The organism is Cognatazoarcus halotolerans, assembly GCF_009800965.1.
In the GTDB taxonomy this organism is placed as follows: Bacteria; Pseudomonadota; Gammaproteobacteria; order Burkholderiales; family Rhodocyclaceae; genus Cognatazoarcus; species Cognatazoarcus halotolerans.
In genome coordinates this window covers 229,328-245,234 of sequence record NZ_WUAF01000002.1, presented here as the reverse complement: position 1 = coordinate 245,234, position 15,907 = coordinate 229,328, and the positions used below count along the sequence as shown (strand labels likewise).

Sequence of the window (15,907 nt, the reverse complement as noted above, 5' to 3'; positions counted from 1 at the left end):
TCCTTGTATTTATAATCCGCGTCTCGTTGCCCAGGTGGCGGAATTGGTAGACGCGCTAGCTTCAGGTGCTAGTACTCTTACGGGTGTGGAGGTTCGAGTCCTCTTCTGGGCACCAGACAATTCAGGAAGCCGGTCTTTTGACCGGCTTTTTTGTTTTTCAGCGCTTCTCTGGAAGACACGGGCCTGGCAAAAAAGCGCTTTCCAGATCTGCACTTCGTAACTATAATGCCGGCTCCTGCCCAGATGGCGGAATTGGTAGACGCGCTAGCTTCAGGTGCTAGTGTCCTTGCGGGCGTGGAGGTTCGAGTCCTCTTCTGGGCACCAGTTCTTTGCGAAGGCCGATCGAAAGATCGGCCTTTTTGCATTTTCCACCAAGCGCGCCTGCACGAACTCCGGGCTACAGGCAGGATCGGACTGGCCAGGACCACCCGATCCTCTCCCGCCGCCGGGAGCAACATCCCAGACTCACGCGCCGAACGGATGGCGCCTGAGGATGGTCTCGTCGCGCTCCGGACCGGTCGACACCACATCAATGGAGACCTCACAGATCTCCTCGATGCGATGCAGATAGGCGCGCGCCTCCGGCGGAAGCTCGTCCCAGGTCTGCGCACCGTAAGTCGTACCGCTCCAGCCCGCCATCGTTTCGTAGATCGGTTCGCAATGGGTGACTTCGTCGGCCCCCATCGGCAACAGGTCGACGCGCTGCCCGTCGAGCATATAGCCAGTGCAGAGCCGCAGTTCCGTCAGGCCATCGAGCACGTCGAGCTTGGTGATGCACAGCCCGGAAACACCATTGATGATGATCGAACGCTTGAGTGCGGCCAGATCAAGCCAGCCGCAGCGCCGCTTGCGTCCCGTTACGGTACCGAATTCGCGCCCCTTGACCGACATCTGGTTGCCCGGCGCCCCCTCGGTCTCCATGTCCAGTTCGGTCGGGAACGGGCCTGCCCCCACGCGCGTGCAGTATGCCTTGGTAATGCCCAGAACGTAGTGCAGCCGTCCCGGACCGACGCCAGCACCGGCCGCAGCCTGCCCGGCAACACAGTTGCTCGAGGTGACGAACGGATAGGTACCGTGATCGATATCGAGCAGCGTACCCTGCGCACCCTCGAACAACAGACTGCCACCTGATTTGTTCACCGCGTAGAGCTCGGCGGACACATCGGCAATCATCGGACGGATCTTGTCTGCGTCTGCCAAGGCCTGATCGAAGACCGTCTGAAAATCGACCGGATCGGCCCCAAGATGCTGCGTCAGCACGAAATTATGGTACTCGAGGATGTCCCGCAGCTTGGCTGCGAAGCGCTCGCGGTCGTAAAGATCGTAGAGCCGTACGGCACGCCGTGAAACCTTGTCTTCGTAGGTGGGCCCGATTCCCTTGCCGGTCGTGCCGATCTTGTCGCAAGCCGCTCGTTGCGCCTCGCGTGCCCGATCCAGGGCGACGTGGTAGCCGAGAATCACCGGGCAGCCCGGGCTTATTCTCAGACGATCACGAACCTTGATGCCACCAGCTTCAAGGGTTTCGATCTCAGAGAGGAGGTGATGAATGTCAAGCACCACACCATTGCCGATGTAGCACTTGACGCCCTCGCGGACGATACCCGACGGGACCAGGTTGAGCTTGTACTCGTTCTTGCCGATCACCAGCGTATGACCAGCGTTGTGTCCGCCCTGGAAGCGCACCACGCCTTCCGCATGATCGGTCAACCAGTCGACGATCTTGCCCTTCCCTTCGTCGCCCCACTGGGTGCCGACTACCACGACGTTCTTTGCCATTCCTATTTCTCTCCCTGAAGCGACATGACGACCCACTCGCCATCGCGCTGAACAAGCTGCCGGTCACAGCCGGCCTCGCCCCATGTCCCGTCGTGGCCCGGCAGGCTCGCGACCACGACTTCCCCAGCGGCACGCAAGCGCTCGATCTCGGTCTGCAAGGTCCTGCCGCCGTCGAAGGGTGCCAGAATCGCGCCGGGGGTGCCTGTATCGCCAACACCACGGGCAAGCATGCGCAGATCGAGGCTGAACCCGGTAGCCGGACGACCACGTCCAAAGTTCTCGCCGATGCGGTCGTAGCGACCACCGAGCGCAATCGCCCCGGAAACGCCCTCGGCATAGGCCGCGAGCACCATCCCGCTGTGGTAATGGTAGCCACGAAGATCGGCAAGGTCGAAGCTGACGGGCAGGTCAGCCAGCGCATCCGCAAGCCGTGAAAGTTCGTCCAGTGCGCGCAGCACCTCGGGCTCCGCCGGGAGGATCCCACGCGCCGTTTCGAGGACCGAGCGGTCACCGTACAGGCGCGGCAATGCGAGCAAGGCATTACGGTACCGCTCCGGAACGTCGACCAGGAACTCAGCGAGCGAAGGCGAGTCCTTGGTCTGCAGCAGGTCGAACAACGCGGCCTCTCGCTCCGCGGTAAGCGCTGCGCCACGCGCAAGAGCCCGAAAAAGCCCCATATGCCCCAGGTCGATGCGACTGGCGGCCACGCCTGCAATACCCAGGCTATCCGCGAGCAGTCGCACAACCTCTATATCGGCCTCGAGGCCTTCATGACCATAGATCTCGGCACCCAATTGCAGGGGCTCCCTGCTTGCCGTGAGCGACGCAGGCAGCGCGTGAAGCACGCTGCCGCAGTAACACAGACGACTTACGCCCTCCCGATTGAGCAGGTGGGCATCGATGCGTGCCACTTGTGGCGTCATGTCTGCTCGTACGCCCATGGTCCGGCCGGAGATCTGGTCAACCAGTTTCAGGGTGCGGAGCTTCAGATCCTCGCCGGCGCCTGTCAGCAGAGATTCCAGATATTCAAGAAGCGGCGGCGTCACCAATTGGAAGCCGCGCAGATGGTAGGCGTCGAGCAGCCGTCTGCGCAGGCTTTCCAGCTTGCGCGCCTCGGCGGGTAGAACGTCCTGGATGTATTCGGGTAGAACCCAGCGCATGAAGGAGAATCAACCGAAAAGAAAGAGTAGTCCCAGACCAAGGAGCATCGAAGCGAGACCGATGAAACGGATCTGACCATCGGCGAGCTGAATTACCCGCCTGAATGTTTCACGCCAGGCTGCTGGCGCCACAAATGGAAGCAGGCCTTCGAGCACCAACATCAGCGCGAAGGCCGTGAGCAGCGAACTTTTCATCAATTGCCGCTCTTGCCACCCGTCGCACTACGAAGATAACGGAAGAAATCGCTGTTCGGTTCGACCACCACCACGTCGCTCTTGCTGCGGAAACTCTGACGATAGGCCTCCTGACTGCGATAGAACGCAAAGAACTCGGGATCCTTCTTGAAGGCATCGGCATAGATCGCCGCCGCCTTGGCATCGCCCTCACCCTTGATCTGTTGCGCCTCGCGATAAGCCTCTGCGACGATGACCTCACGCTGGCGATCCGCATCGGCGCGAATCTTCTCCGCTTCGGCTGCGCCCTCGGAACGCAATTCATTGGCGACCCGCTTGCGTTCGGCCTCCATGCGTCGATAAACCGACTCTGAAACCTCGAGCGGAAGGTCGACACGCTTCAGACGGACATCGACGATCTGGACGCCGATCTTGCGGGAATCCTGATCGGCCTTGTTGCGCATCTCTTCCATGATGTTGTCGCGCTGGCCGGAAACCACCTCGTGGACGGTCCGTTTACCGAACTCCTCGCGCAGATTCGCATTGACGGTCTGCTGCAGTCGCGTCCGCGCACGTGCCTCGTCACCACTGACCGAGATGTAGTACAGCGAAGGATCGACAATACGCCACTTGACGAAAAGATCGACCAGAACGTTCTTCTTTTCCGAAGTAATGAAACGCTCGGGCTCCGGGGTATCCATCGTCAGAATTCGCCGATCGAAATAGCGCACGTTCTGGATCAGCGGCCATTTGAAATTGAGGCCCGGCTTGTCGATCACGGTCTTGATCTCACCGAGCTGGAAAACAAGCGCGAACTGGCGCTGATCCACGGTGAACACGGACATCGACACCACGACGATGGCAAGGACGGCAAGCGCACCTAGCATTGATAGCTTGTCACGCATTAACGACCTCCGTCCCGATTGCGCATGCTGTCACGGTCGCGAAAATCGCTGCCGCTCCCCGTCGAACGTCCGGTCGACATGTTCTGGGCCGCCTCGGCCGAGGCGCCTCTCTGGACGTCCCCGCCGACTGCAGTCGATGCCACACCGGATGGCGCAGCGCCTGTCTGTTGCAGGATCTTGTCGAGAGGAAGGACCATCAAATTGCCGTTTGCGCGCGCATCCACCATGATCTTTGTCGTATTGCTGTAGATGTCCTGCATGGTCTCGAGATAGATCCGCCGACGGGTAACTTCCGGCGCCTTCGAATATTCGCCCAGCACCTGGCTGAAACGCGCAGCATCACCTTCGGCTTGCGCCACCACCCGCGACCGGTAGCCTTCCGACTCCTGCAACAGCCGCGAGCTCGTTCCCCGGGCTCGCGGGATCACGTCGTTGGCGTATGCCTGGCCTTCGTTCTTCTGGCGTTCCCTGTCCTGGCCGGCTTTCACCGCGTCGTCGAACGCTGCCTGGACCTGCTCGGGAGGCTGCGCATTCTGCATCGTCACCTTGCTGATCTGGATACCGGTCTGGTAGCGATCGAGAATGGCCTGCATGAGTGTATGGGCCGTTGCTGCGATCTGCTCGCGTCCTTCGTACAACACGAAGTCCATCCGGCTCTTGCCGACGATCTCGCGCATGGCCGTCTCGGCCGCCTGAATGACCGACTCGTCCGGCTCGCGGTTGTTGAACAGATAGTTCTCGGGGTTGTTGAGGATGTACTGCACCGCGAACTGTATGTTGATGATGTTTTCATCGTCGGTAAGCATCAGGGCTTCGTTGAGCACCTTGTTACGCTCCGATCCACGATAGCCGACCTCGACGGTCCGTACGCCGGTGAGATTCACCAACTCTTGCGATTCGATCGGGAATGGCATGCGCCAGCGCAGGCCCGGCTCGGTGGTCTCGACGAATTTGCCGAAGCGCAGGACCACCCCACGCTGGCTCGCATCGACAATATAGAAGCCACTGGCTGCCCATGCCGCGAGCGCAAGGGCAGCGATGACGCCGAAACCACCGCCAAAAAGACGGAAGTTGAATGCTGGGCCACCTTCGCCACCACCACCGGAACCGCCCCGCCGGCCGCCGAAAAGCGCGCTGAGGCGACGATTGAAATCGCGCCACATCTCTTCGAGATCAGGCGGCCCCTGATTGCCGTCGCGGTTGTTGTCGTTCCCCTGGTTTCCCCAGCGCGGATCGTTTAGTGACATGATTTCTGATGCTCGTCGTTACGTTCTGACCGAATCGGTCTCACTACAAGGCGAGGAAGCATCGCCGCCCTGGTCTTCACCATCGGCGGTCCGGGCAAGCGCCTTTTCAGCCAGCGCCTGACGCAGCAGATCCATTCCCTCGCCGCTCCGCGCGCTCAAAAAAACGCGGCGTATGTTATCACACTCGTCCCGCTCTACCCCCGGCTCGGCTCGGGTCAGATCAATCTTGTTCCAGACCAGAATCTGCGGGATTCCACCGGCCCCGATTTCATCAAGAACCTTGTTCACCGCGGCAATCTGGTCATCACGATCCTCACTCGCCGAATCGACCACATGCAGCAGCAAATCCGCTGCGGCCGTTTCCTCTAGCGTTGCGTGGAAGGCGGCAACCAGCGCATGGGGTAGATCGCGAATGAATCCGACAGTGTCGGACACGACTGCGTTCCCTGCATCCCCGAGATAGAGCCGCCGCGAGGTCGTGTCGAGCGTGGCGAACAGCTGGTCGGCAGCATAGGCTCCAGCCTTGGTGAGGGAGTTGAACAGCGTCGATTTGCCGGCGTTCGTATAACCCACCAGCGACACGGCGAGCAGCTTTCCCTTCTCTCGTGCGCGACGACGCACCCGCCGTTGCTTTTCGAGCGCGGCCAGCCTGATCTTCAGGGCCTTTACCCGAACACCGAGCAACCTGCGGTCGGTCTCCAGCTGGGTTTCTCCAGGCCCCCTCAGACCGATACCGCCTTTCTGGCGCTCAAGGTGAGTCCACCCGCGAATCAGTCTTGTGGAAAGATGTTCCAGCTGGGCGAGTTCGACCTGCAGCTTGCCCTCATGACTCTTGGCCCTGAGCGCAAAGATGTCGAGGATCAGAGCGTTGCGGTCAATGACCCGACAATTCAGCGTCCGCTCCAGGTTACGCTGCTGGGCGGGCGAGAGCTCATGGTTGAAGATGACCAGATCCGCAGCGTTCTCGCGAATCGCGTCACCTATTTCCTGAACCTTCCCCTTGCCCGCGTACAAGGCCGGGTCCGGTGCCTGCCTGCGCCCCGAAACCTGCGCGACAACGTCCGCGCCGGCACTTCCTGCCAGCAGCACCACCTCCGAGAGACGCTCGGAATATGCGCCCTGCCCGAAATCCAGTTGCACCAGTACAGCCCTGGTGCCCGACTCAGGCCGGTCAAACATTGATGCCGTTCATGCAGGCACGCTGCCACCCTGTCATCAAATCAGGAATTGCCTTCACCCTGATCATGCTGGATGTTGACCGGACGGGCTGGCACCACCGTCGAAATCGCGTGTTTGTATACCATCTGGGTAACCGTATTCTTGAGGAGCACCACATACTGGTCGAAAGACTCGATCTGGCCCTGCAATTTGATGCCGTTCACGAGGTAGATGGAAACCGGAATATGTTCCCTGCGCAGGGTATTCAAAAACGGGTCTTGGAGGAGTTGCCCCTTGTTGCTCATGGTCTTGGACCTCTTGGTATATGTCTGCGTAATGTAAAGGATTTCACGCTGCACTGCCACATAACGGATTTGGCAGCTTCAACGTTGATCCTGGTGTGGTGTGAATGTCAGTTTTCCCGAGCCGCGTAAGGATTGTTGCTGGTCTTGAATTGTATTCGCAACGGCGTCCCCTGCAATTTGAACGCCTCCATAAAGCTCTTTTCAAGATAGCGAACGTAGGACGTCGCAACGTGCTCCAGGGCATTGCCGTGAATCACGATGATCGGCGGATTACTTCCACCCTGGTGAGCATAGCGAAGCTTCGGACGGAACACCCCATGGCGCGGGGGCTGTTGTTTTTCGACGGCAGCAAGCAACACCCGCGTCAGGCGGGGTGTAGACAACTTGGCCATCGCGGCGGCAAAAGCCCCGTCAACCGAGCGGAGCAGACCAGCGATTCCCTGCGCCCTGAGCGCCGAGACGTAGTGAAAGCGCGCAAAGCCGAGAAATCCGAGCTTCCTGCTGATTTCCTGCTTGACCCGCTCACGCCGGTAATCGTCGGTATCGTCCCACTTGTTGACCGCGACCACCAGCGCACGTCCGGTATCGAGGACGAAACCGGCGATATGCGCGTCCTGATCGGAAATATCCTGGCTGGCATCGAGTACCAGCACCACGACATTGGCCCGCTCGATCGCCTGCAGCGTCTTCACCACCGAGAATTTCTCGACCGCCTCGAATACCTTGCCACGCCGACGCAGGCCTGCCGTATCGATGAGCGTGTAGTTTTTTCCGTCGCGCTCGAAGGGAATCGAAATCGCGTCCCGGGTGGTACCCGGCATGTCGAAGGCGATCACCCGCTCCTCGCCGAGCAGGGTATTGATCAGCGTCGACTTGCCGACATTGGGTCGTCCAACGATCGCAACCGCCGGGCCGCCGTCAAACGCATCTCCCTCTTCGTCCGGCTCGCGCGGGAAATCGGCCAACACCAGATCCAGCAGCGGCTTCACGCCGTCACCGTGAGCCGAAGAAATCACCAGTGGATCGCCCAGACCAAGTGCATGAAACTCCGCTGCCACCAACCCGCGGTTCATCCCTTCGCCCTTGTTGACCACGAGGTAAACCGGCCGGCCTGAGCGGCGCAGATGGGCAGCGATCTGCTCGTCGTGCGGCGTCAGCCCGACCCGGCCATCGGTGAGGAACAACAACGCATCGGCCTCGGCGATCGCTTGTTCGGCCTGCCGCGCCATCTCGTGCATGATCCCGTCCTTGGCCACGGGATCGAAACCCGCGGTATCGACCACCAGGAAATCACGATCGCCCAGCCGCCCGACGCCATAATGACGATCCCGGGTGAGGCCGGGCTGGTCCGCGACCAGAGCATCGCGCGACTTCGTGAGGCGATTGAACAGGGTAGACTTGCCGACGTTCGGCCGTCCGACAAGAACCAGTGTGGGTTTCAACGCGTGCGCTCCGGCTCAACGTGACGAAATCGCATAGACATCGCCCTTGACCGTCTGCACCACGACCGCATCGCTACCAAGACGCACCGGATCCGAGCGGACCTGACTTCCATCGGTTGCAACACGGGCAAGCAGCCCGCCATCCTCTCGCCGCAGCAGGTGTACATAACCCTCGGCGTCGCTGACGACGACATTGTTGCCCATCACCAATGGTCGTCCAGTACGGCGACCGGCGAGCTTTTCCTGCTTCCAGATACTTGCGCCGTTGCTCGCATCGAGTGCCAGAACAGCACCTTTTTCATCCGTGACGTAAAGCTGACTACCGTCTCGATCGATGCCCGTGGCAGAAGAAATGTCGCGAGTCCACAGGACGTTACCATTGGTCGCGTCAAAGCAGGATATCCGCCCCTGGTAGGCCGCAGCACACAGGGTGCGCTGGTACAGGACGGGTGTACCCACGACATCGGCGACCCGCTCCAATTCGGTGGAACCGCGCGGCGTCGCAACCGACAGTTCCCACAGGGCCCCGCCGTTCGACAACTTGACGGCAACCATCTTGCCGCCCGGGAATCCCGCGACGGCGACACCGTCCCGTGCAAGCACGCCGGAATAGCTGCGCAGGGCCAACGGAGGCGTCGCACGCTGATAGACCCAGCGACGCTTGCCGTCTTCCTCAGCCAGGCCGAAAAGACGATTGTCGGAGGTGCGAATCACCACCACGCCACTATCGATTGCCGGAGGCGCAAGCACTTCCGCACTCACCGAGACCTTCCAGCGAACGGTGCCACTGACCGCATCGAGCGCGATGACCTCTCCCGAGCTTCCCACCACCACGGCGAGTCGACCGTCACTACCTACCCCGGCGGAAAGCGGCTGCCCTGCCTCGGCCCGCCATACCGTTCGCCCTCCCTCGATCCTGACGACACCACCATCACCACCCGCGGCGAAGACGGCATCGCCCGAGACGGCCGGCTGAAGTGCCGTCATTGGGCCCGCAGCGAGGCCAACCTGCCAGTCGACCTTGAGCGGCGCACCCTGAACGAACTCCGTAAGAGGCGTGAGCTTGTCCGCAGAGCGGGAAAACGGATTGAGCGAACTACAGGCGGAAAGTACGACGGCGGCCGCAATGGCCATTGGGATCACGGGACGGCGAATCATTTGGAGGCTCCCAATGCATCCATCTTTGCCTGCAGCAGTTCCCGCAGCTGCGCGTCGCTCGACGAGGCCGCAACGGCAAGTGCTGCCTCATAGGCAGCGCGGGCCTCGACCGGCTTGCCCTGTGCCGCGAGCACATCACCCTTCAGATCGGCAAAGGCCAATGCGTACCCCTCCCCCGGAGAAGCTTCCAGTGTCTTCAGGGCCGAATCAAAACTGCCTTCGTCCAGCTGTACGGCAGCCAATCGCAACCGGGCCATGTCGCGGATTGCGGGACTCTCCCCATGCTCGCCGACCCAAGCCAGGAGAATCGCCGCATTCTTGTAGTCTCCGGACTCCGCCTGCACCTTGCCGGCGATGAGCGCCCCCATCGCCGCATAGGCGCTGCCCGAGTGTTTCTCGATCAGCTGGCCAGCCGCCTCGCGAACCTTCTGCGGATCATTCGCGCTACCCGCATTCACAGCAGTGACATAGAGCACCGCGGCCTCACCGGCCTGCTTCCGCTGATACCAGTTCCAGGCCTGCCAGCCGACTGACGACAGGGCCACAGCCAGAACGACCGCGGTTACCAGCGTGCCGTATTTTTCCCACCAGGCCTTGATCTCGGAGATCTGCTCCTGTTCTTCCAGGTCATAAACCGCCATCGTCACCATCCACCGCAAAGAGTTGTTCTGCCAGAGCCGGAGCGAGCTCATCGAGGCTCACCCGGCGCTGTTCGCCACCGCGCATCGGTTTGAGCGTGACCTCGCCCGCGGCAGCCTCGTCGTCACCGATCACGAGCGCAAACGGAGCACCACTCGCATCTGCTTTCTTCATCTGGGACTTGAAGCTCCCGCCGCCACAATGGAGTACGGTCGCAAAGCCATGGCCACGCAAGGCCTCCGCCGCCCGGAAGGCGAGTCGTCCCGCGGCTTCGCCGCTATGCACCACGTAGACTTCGGGGGCAACCCGCTCCGGTTCGCCGCCGGATTCCTGCCACAGGGCAAGAATCCTCTCGACCCCCATCGCGAAGCCGGCCGCCGGTGCCGGCCTGCCACCGAGTTGCTCGATCAGGCCATCGTAGCGACCACCTGCACAGATCGTTCCCTGCGCGCCCAGCCGTGTCGTCACCCACTCGAAAACCGTACGATTGTAGTAATCGAGGCCGCGTACGAGGCGAGGATTGATGCGGAAGGGAATGCCCGCATCCTTGAGCACCACCTGCACGCCTTCGAAATGCCGCAGCGAGTCCTCACCGAGGTAATCGACGAGTCGCGGCGCAGCTTCAACGAGCGCCTGCAAGGCAGGGTTCTTCGTGTCGAGGATGCGTAACGGATTCGTATAGAGGCGACGTCTGCCGTCCTCGTCCAGAGCCTCCTGATGCCGCTCGAGATAGGCAATCAGCGCCTCTCGGTGCCTTGCCCGCTCCTCGCTGCTGCCAAGGGAATTCAATTCCAGGCTGATATCCTCGAGCCCGAGATCGTCCCACAGGCGCGCGCACATCAGAATATGCTCGGCGTCCACGTCCGGCCCTTCGAATCCGAGTGCCTCGACCCCGACCTGATGAAACTGGCGATAACGTCCTTTCTGCGGGCGCTCGTGACGGTACATCGGCCCGTGGTAATAAAGGCGCTGCGGGCCGGCGAAGAGCATCTTGTGCTGGATCGCCGCGCGCACGCATGACGCCGTGCCTTCCGGACGCAACGTAAGCAACTCGCCATTGAGAGCGTCCTCGAAGGAGTACATCTCCTTCTCGACGATATCCGTCACCTCGCCGATGGCGCGTTTGAAAAGCGGCGTCGGCTCGACGATCGGCATGCGGATAGGGCGATAACCATAGGCACTCAACCAGTCGCGGATCAATTCCTCGAACTGCTCCCAGGCTTCCGCCTCGTCGGGCAGGATATCGTTCATCCCGCGCACGGCCTGTATCGTTTGACTCATGTGGCTCCCGGATACGTTTGCGGCGACTCAGGCCGTAACGTTCTTCTTCTGATAGGTTCTGTCGACATAGGCTTCGATGATCGAGACGAATTCGCTGGCGATCTTCTCGCCGCGCAATGTCACCGTCTTGACACCATCCTCGAATACCGGTGCTGCAGGCGTCTCGCCCGTACCTGGCAGTGAAATGCCGATATTGGCGTGTTTGCTCTCGCCCGGCCCGTTCACCACGCAGCCCATGACCGCCAGCGTCATGTTCTCAACGCCATCGTATCGATCCCGCCAAATCGGCATCTTGTCGCGCACGTAGGTCTGGACCTCGGAAGCCAGCTCCTGGAAGAAGGTACTGGTCGTGCGGCCGCAGCCCGGGCAAGCCGTCACCATCGGGGTAAACGCCCGCAATCCCATGGTCTGCAGGATCTCCTGCGCCACCACGACCTCCTGGGTGCGCGCGCCGCCCGGCTCGGGGGTGAGCGAGATGCGGATCGTGTCACCGATACCTTCCTGGAGCAGGACCGCCAGGGCCGCAGTAGAAGCGACGATTCCCTTCGACCCCATACCCGCCTCGGTCAGCCCGAGGTGGAGCGGATAATCGGAACGCGCCGAAAGATCACGGTACACCGCGATGAGATCCTGCACGCTCGACACTTTCGCCGAGAGGATGATCCTGTCGCCGGCAAGCCCGTACTCCTCGGCCTTCGCCGCCGACTCGAGCGCCGAAGTGACCAAGGCCTCGCGCATCACCGCACCGGCATCGCGCGGCACCGCCCGCTTGGCATTTCCGTCCATGATCCTGGCCAGTACGGACTGATCGAGACTGCCCCAGTTCACACCGATGCGAACCGGTTTGTCGTATTTACAGGCAATTTCGATGATGCTCGCGAACTGGGTGTCCCGCTTGACACCCGCGCCGACGTTACCCGGATTAATGCGCAGCTTGGCAAGCGCCTCGGCGCAGGCCGGGTGATCCGTCAGAAGCTTGTGGCCGTTGTAATGAAAATCGCCGACCAGCGGCACATCGACACCCATGCGCTCCAGCTGATCGCGGATTCGCGGCACCGCAGCCGCAGCATCCTCGTTATTTACAGTGATACGCACGAGTTCCGAACCGGCACGGGCCAGCTGGGCGATCTGGATCGCAGTGGCGATATGATCCGCCGTATCGGTATTGGTCATCGACTGCACAACGACAGGCGCCCCCGAACCGATGGCCACCCGCCCAACCCGCACCGTACGGGTGGAACGACGAGCCGAGGGCTGCCCTCTGCTTACTTCAAGATCGCTGACCGACATAATTCACTCAACCTTGAAACGCGCGACCGTGACACGAATGTGCGGGATCATGTCGATCTCACGTCCGTTGTGCTCGAGTTTCACATAGCGGGCGTTACCGACCACCAGCTTGAACGGCGCCTTGCCGATTACTTCCTTCGCCGTACCCTCGCGCCCGGTTCCCGAAAACAGCACCTTGCCATCGGCATCCCTGACCTCGAACCAAGCCTCGCGCTCGAAGCGGAAATCGAGCCGATCGCCTGCAGCCGCTCCGGCCGCGGGTTTTTCTTCAAGCGCCGCGGCACCCGCAGCAGGTGTCGTTGACACCGCCCCCCCTTGAACACTGCCTTCCACTGACGGCGCCACACCCGCCGGGAGTGCCCCTTCGGCATCGCCGGCACCCGCGACCACCGTGGGCGACACGGTATCGGGCCCTGCGGCGGGCGAATCCAGCGCCGTGGGCTCGGGCGGCAACAAGGTCTCTTGAGCAACCACCTCGTCCTGCGGAGCAGGCTGCTGAAACCAGTTGAAGTACCAGCCAGCCAGTACGACCAGGAACAGCCCAAATGCGATCAGCGCCACCGGCAGCGACGAGGGCCGCAGGCGCTCACCTGACGAAGGCATCGTCCCCACGGCGTTTGAGACCGGCGCGAGATCCATTGCATCGCCCGCCGCCTGCTCATCGAGGGCAGCCAACAACGGCGCGGGATCCAGATGAAGATGGCGCGCATAGTTGCGCAGGAATCCCCTCGCAAAAGCGCGCCCCGGGAGAAGGTCGAAGCGGTCCGTCTCTAGCGCCTCCACCTGGCGCCCGGTCAGCTTCAGCGAAGCCGCGACGTCCTGAAGAGTCTCTCCACGGGCTTCGCGCGCCGCGCGCAGCGTGTATCCGATCGGCGGCATGACGGCATACTCTTCGCTACCCGTCCCCTGAGGATTGTGCACCTCGTTCACCGTGACTTTTCCTTGCTGTAAATCTCGTACTCTTTCGACGTAGGAAAGCGGCTGCGCAGCTGGGTCGCAAAGCTCGCTTCATTCTCCTGGTTCCCGAGCTTGCGTGCGATTCGGGCCCCGAGAAGCAGCGACTCGGCCGTCGGGACCGCCTGCTGCTGAAGATTCTGCAAATAGCCGTTGGCAACATCGTAGGCGCCGCGCTGGTATGCGAGCGAGGCCAGATGATAGAGGGCGAGCGTGTTCGACGGATCCGTCTGCACTGCGAGCAGGAACTGCCGCTCCGCAGCCTGATCGTCCTTCAGGCGGAGATAGCACAACCCGGCGTTGGTGTACGGACGGGTCGGCGTACGGTAGTACGGATTGCGGACGACGCGGACCAGCCGCTCGATCCCCGCCTGCTCTTCACCCGAGGCACACAGGAACCATCCGTACGTGTTGTTGATCTCCGGATCCCCGGGAGCAAGATTTGCGGCCCTTTCGAGGTTCTCGCGTGCCGCAAGCTTGTCATCGAGATACATGTAGATCTGGCCGAAAAGGTGATAGACCGGCGCATACGCTGGGTCGAACGCCTGCGCAACGCGCGCCTCATCGAGCGCCACACCGAATCGACCGGCCTTGAAATACGCGGTTCCAAGGTCTACATGAATCTTTGCGCCAGCCTGCCGTTCGTTCGTGGCAGGCAACTCCGACACAGGTCGCTGGATATTCGACTCTGTCGAGACTCCACCCCCGCCCTGCGTGGCACAGCCCGCAAGCAGCAGCACCCCAAGGATTGACAGCAGTTGACGCTTCATCGACGCTCCTCGGTGATCTTCACGACCGGCCGCCCCTCAGCGGTACGTCGGGTCTTGTCCAATACCTGACCCGCCAGCTGCCCGCAGGCCGCATCGACGTCATCGCCCCTCGTCTTGCGCGTCGTGGTCACGATGCCGGCATCGGCAAGGATGCGCGAAAAACGGCGAATGCGTTCGGGCGACGAGCGTCGGTAACCGGAATTGGGAAACGGATTGAAGGGTATCAGGTTGTACTTGCACGAAACCTCGCGCGCAATCGCGACGAGTTCGCGTGCGTGGCTGTCGTGGTCATTCACGCCTTCGAGCATCACATACTCGAAAGTGATGAAATCACGCGGCGCCCGCTCGAGGTAGCGATTGCACGCGGCCAGCAGTTCCTTGAGCGGATACTTCTGATTGATCGGCACGAGCTTGTCGCGCAATCCGTCATTCGGCGCATGGAGCGAGACCGCCAGTGCGACCGGGCAAGCGTCGCGCAGCCGATCCATGGCTGGCACGATGCCCGAAGTCGAGACCGTCACGCGGCGGCGCGAAAGGCCGTAGGCATGATCATCCAGCATTACCTGCAACGCAGTGACGACGTTGTCGAAATTCGCCAGCGGTTCGCCCATGCCCATCATCACCACGTTACTGATGACGCGCTCGCCCTCCCCATCCGGATCCGCCACGGCTCCGAGCAGCCGATTGGCCAGCCACAGCTGACCAACGATTTCGCCTGCCGTGAGGTTGCGATTGAAGCCCTGCTTACCGGTCGAGCAGAACGAACAGTCCAGCGCACAGCCGGCCTGCGACGAAATACACAGCGTACCGCGACGGGCTTCGGGTATGAAGACGGCCTCGACCGCATTGCGATTGCCGACGTCGAGCAACCATTTACGGGTGCCGTCGGTCGAGATGGCGTCACGAATCGGCTGTGGCGCAACGATGGCCGCATCACGCTCGAGCCGGGCACGAAGCGATTTGGCAACGTCGGTCATCTGCGCAAAGTCGGCGCAGCCCTCGCGATGCACCCAACGCATCACCTGCCGCGCGCGAAACGGCTTCTCGCCCATCGTGGCAAACCACGCGACGAGACCGTCCATATCGAAATCGAGAAGATTGACCGGCATCACCAGACCTTGCTCCGGAGCCCCATAACGCAATCGGCCCGAACTGCCGGGCCGACGCTGCGAGGGACCCCGCGGGCTGGAAGTTCAGCGCGAATAGACGTTCATCGCCGGAAAGAAAAAGGCCACTTCGACCGCGGCAGTTTCGGGCGCATCCGAGCCATGCACCGCGTTGGCATCGATCGAATCGGCGAAGTCGGCACGGATGGTACCGGCAGCGGCCTCTTTGGGGTTGGTTGCACCCATCAGTTCACGATTCTTGGCAATGGCATTCTCGCCTTCCAGCACCTGGATCATCACCGGACCCGAGGTCATGAAGGACACCAGATCCTTGTAGAAGGGCCGGGCCTTGTGCACCGCGTAGAATTCGCCCGCTTCGCGCTCGGACAGATGCGCCATCTTCGAGGCGATGATCTTCAGGCCGGCATCTTCAAAACGCTGATAGATCTTGCCGATCACGTTCTTGGCGACTGCATCGGGCTTGATGATTGAAAGGGTACGTTCGATTGCCATGAAAAACTCCGGAATGGACAGAAAACCAC

16 protein-coding genes and 2 tRNA genes are annotated in these 15,907 nt (G+C 61.4%); 2 read left to right on the top strand and 16 right to left on the bottom strand.

Features of this window, described 5'->3' with window-relative positions; translation table 11 throughout:
* The first annotated feature begins 28 nt into the window (after positions 1–28).
* Positions 29–115: transfer RNA gene (locus tag GQB03_RS04095), tRNA-Leu, on the top strand.
* Between the two features lie 122 nt (positions 116–237).
* Positions 238–324 (top strand) — tRNA-Leu (locus tag GQB03_RS04090).
* Between the two features lie 141 nt (positions 325–465).
* On the opposite strand, the gene GQB03_RS04085 is transcribed toward GQB03_RS04090, so the two are convergent.
* The 16 genes from GQB03_RS04085 to ndk form a co-directional block, all read right to left on the bottom strand.
* Positions 466–1,776, bottom strand: coding sequence for an adenylosuccinate synthase (locus tag GQB03_RS04085; protein WP_159684748.1), 1,311 nt, complete (start codon positions 1,774–1,776; stop codon positions 466–468).
* A 2-nt stretch (positions 1,777–1,778) separates the two neighbouring features.
* Positions 1,779–2,936 (bottom strand): ATP phosphoribosyltransferase regulatory subunit, encoded by a 1,158-nt coding sequence (locus GQB03_RS04080; RefSeq protein ID WP_159684745.1) that lies wholly within the window; start codon positions 2,934–2,936, stop codon positions 1,779–1,781.
* Positions 2,937–2,945: 9 nt separating this feature from the next.
* Positions 2,946–3,131, bottom strand: coding sequence for a DUF2065 domain-containing protein (locus GQB03_RS04075; RefSeq protein ID WP_159684742.1), 186 nt, complete (start codon positions 3,129–3,131; stop codon positions 2,946–2,948).
* On the bottom strand, positions 3,131–4,015 hold the full coding sequence (gene hflC / locus GQB03_RS04070; protein ID WP_159684739.1) for a protease modulator HflC: 885 nt from the start codon (positions 4,013–4,015) through the stop codon (positions 3,131–3,133). The genes GQB03_RS04075 and hflC overlap by 1 nt, the downstream gene beginning before the upstream one ends.
* Positions 4,015–5,262, bottom strand: a complete 1,248-nt coding sequence (gene hflK, locus GQB03_RS04065; protein WP_159684736.1) for an FtsH protease activity modulator HflK — start codon at positions 5,260–5,262, stop codon at positions 4,015–4,017. The genes hflC and hflK overlap by 1 nt, the downstream gene beginning before the upstream one ends.
* An 18-nt stretch (positions 5,263–5,280) precedes the next feature.
* On the bottom strand, positions 5,281–6,441 hold the full coding sequence (gene hflX / locus GQB03_RS04060; RefSeq protein ID WP_159684733.1) for a ribosome rescue GTPase HflX: 1,161 nt from the start codon (positions 6,439–6,441) through the stop codon (positions 5,281–5,283).
* A gap of 41 nt (positions 6,442–6,482) precedes the next feature.
* On the bottom strand, positions 6,483–6,725 hold the full coding sequence (gene hfq / locus GQB03_RS04055) for an RNA chaperone Hfq (protein ID WP_159684730.1): 243 nt from the start codon (positions 6,723–6,725) through the stop codon (positions 6,483–6,485).
* A 107-nt stretch (positions 6,726–6,832) separates the two neighbouring features.
* Positions 6,833–8,167 (bottom strand): ribosome biogenesis GTPase Der, encoded by a 1,335-nt coding sequence (gene der, locus GQB03_RS04050; protein WP_159684727.1) that lies wholly within the window; start codon positions 8,165–8,167, stop codon positions 6,833–6,835.
* A gap of 15 nt (positions 8,168–8,182) precedes the next feature.
* The gene (gene bamB, locus GQB03_RS04045; RefSeq protein ID WP_235026936.1) at positions 8,183–9,325 is read right to left on the bottom strand and encodes an outer membrane protein assembly factor BamB; all 1,143 of its coding nucleotides are present in this window, start codon (positions 9,323–9,325) and stop codon (positions 8,183–8,185) included.
* Positions 9,322–9,966: a YfgM family protein gene (locus tag GQB03_RS04040; RefSeq protein ID WP_159684724.1), complete on the bottom strand. Its 645-nt coding sequence runs from the start codon at positions 9,964–9,966 to the stop codon at positions 9,322–9,324. The genes bamB and GQB03_RS04040 overlap by 4 nt, the downstream gene beginning before the upstream one ends.
* Positions 9,953–11,245: a histidine--tRNA ligase gene (gene hisS, locus GQB03_RS04035; RefSeq protein ID WP_159684721.1), complete on the bottom strand. Its 1,293-nt coding sequence runs from the start codon at positions 11,243–11,245 to the stop codon at positions 9,953–9,955. The genes GQB03_RS04040 and hisS overlap by 14 nt, the downstream gene beginning before the upstream one ends.
* A 27-nt stretch (positions 11,246–11,272) precedes the next feature.
* Positions 11,273–12,535 carry a flavodoxin-dependent (E)-4-hydroxy-3-methylbut-2-enyl-diphosphate synthase gene (gene ispG, locus GQB03_RS04030; RefSeq protein ID WP_159684718.1) on the bottom strand — a complete coding sequence of 421 codons (1,263 nt, stop codon included), beginning with the start codon at positions 12,533–12,535 and terminating at the stop codon, positions 11,273–11,275.
* Between the two features lie 3 nt (positions 12,536–12,538).
* Positions 12,539–13,465 carry a RodZ domain-containing protein gene (locus GQB03_RS04025; RefSeq protein ID WP_235026935.1) on the bottom strand — a complete coding sequence of 309 codons (927 nt, stop codon included), beginning with the start codon at positions 13,463–13,465 and terminating at the stop codon, positions 12,539–12,541.
* Positions 13,462–14,259, bottom strand: coding sequence for a type IV pilus biogenesis/stability protein PilW (gene pilW / locus GQB03_RS04020; protein ID WP_159684715.1), 798 nt, complete (start codon positions 14,257–14,259; stop codon positions 13,462–13,464). Before pilW ends, GQB03_RS04025 begins: the two co-directional genes overlap by 4 nt.
* Entirely contained in the window at positions 14,256–15,368 is a 1,113-nt protein-coding gene (gene rlmN / locus GQB03_RS04015) for a 23S rRNA (adenine(2503)-C(2))-methyltransferase RlmN (protein ID WP_159684712.1), read from the bottom strand. Before rlmN ends, pilW begins: the two co-directional genes overlap by 4 nt.
* Before the next feature lie 84 nt (positions 15,369–15,452).
* Positions 15,453–15,878, bottom strand: a complete 426-nt coding sequence (gene ndk, locus GQB03_RS04010) for a nucleoside-diphosphate kinase (protein WP_159685269.1) — start codon at positions 15,876–15,878, stop codon at positions 15,453–15,455.
* Between the last annotated feature and the right edge of the window lie 29 nt (positions 15,879–15,907).

What these genes read in the sequence shown, in the direction of transcription:
- GQB03_RS04085 (WP_159684748.1), bottom strand. Translation starts at nt 1,776, where the DNA reads ATGGCAAAGAACGTCGTGGTAGTCGGCACCCAGTGGGGCGACGAAGGG.
- GQB03_RS04080 (WP_159684745.1), bottom strand. Translation starts at nt 2,936, where the DNA reads ATGCGCTGGGTTCTACCCGAATACATCCAGGACGTTCTACCCGCCGAG.
- GQB03_RS04075 (WP_159684742.1), bottom strand. Translation starts at nt 3,131, where the DNA reads ATGAAAAGTTCGCTGCTCACGGCCTTCGCGCTGATGTTGGTGCTCGAA.
- hflC (WP_159684739.1), bottom strand. Translation starts at nt 4,015, where the DNA reads ATGCGTGACAAGCTATCAATGCTAGGTGCGCTTGCCGTCCTTGCCATC.
- hflK (WP_159684736.1), bottom strand. Translation starts at nt 5,262, where the DNA reads ATGTCACTAAACGATCCGCGCTGGGGAAACCAGGGGAACGACAACAAC.
- hflX (WP_159684733.1), bottom strand. Translation starts at nt 6,441, where the DNA reads ATGTTTGACCGGCCTGAGTCGGGCACCAGGGCTGTACTGGTGCAACTG.
- hfq (WP_159684730.1), bottom strand. Translation starts at nt 6,725, where the DNA reads ATGAGCAACAAGGGGCAACTCCTCCAAGACCCGTTTTTGAATACCCTG.
- bamB (WP_235026936.1), bottom strand. Translation starts at nt 9,325, where the DNA reads ATGATTCGCCGTCCCGTGATCCCAATGGCCATTGCGGCCGCCGTCGTA.
- GQB03_RS04040 (WP_159684724.1), bottom strand. Translation starts at nt 9,966, where the DNA reads ATGGCGGTTTATGACCTGGAAGAACAGGAGCAGATCTCCGAGATCAAG.
- hisS (WP_159684721.1), bottom strand. Translation starts at nt 11,245, where the DNA reads ATGAGTCAAACGATACAGGCCGTGCGCGGGATGAACGATATCCTGCCC.
- ispG (WP_159684718.1), bottom strand. Translation starts at nt 12,535, where the DNA reads ATGTCGGTCAGCGATCTTGAAGTAAGCAGAGGGCAGCCCTCGGCTCGT.
- pilW (WP_159684715.1), bottom strand. Translation starts at nt 14,259, where the DNA reads ATGAAGCGTCAACTGCTGTCAATCCTTGGGGTGCTGCTGCTTGCGGGC.
- rlmN (WP_159684712.1), bottom strand. Translation starts at nt 15,368, where the DNA reads ATGCCGGTCAATCTTCTCGATTTCGATATGGACGGTCTCGTCGCGTGG.
- ndk (WP_159685269.1), bottom strand. Translation starts at nt 15,878, where the DNA reads ATGGCAATCGAACGTACCCTTTCAATCATCAAGCCCGATGCAGTCGCC.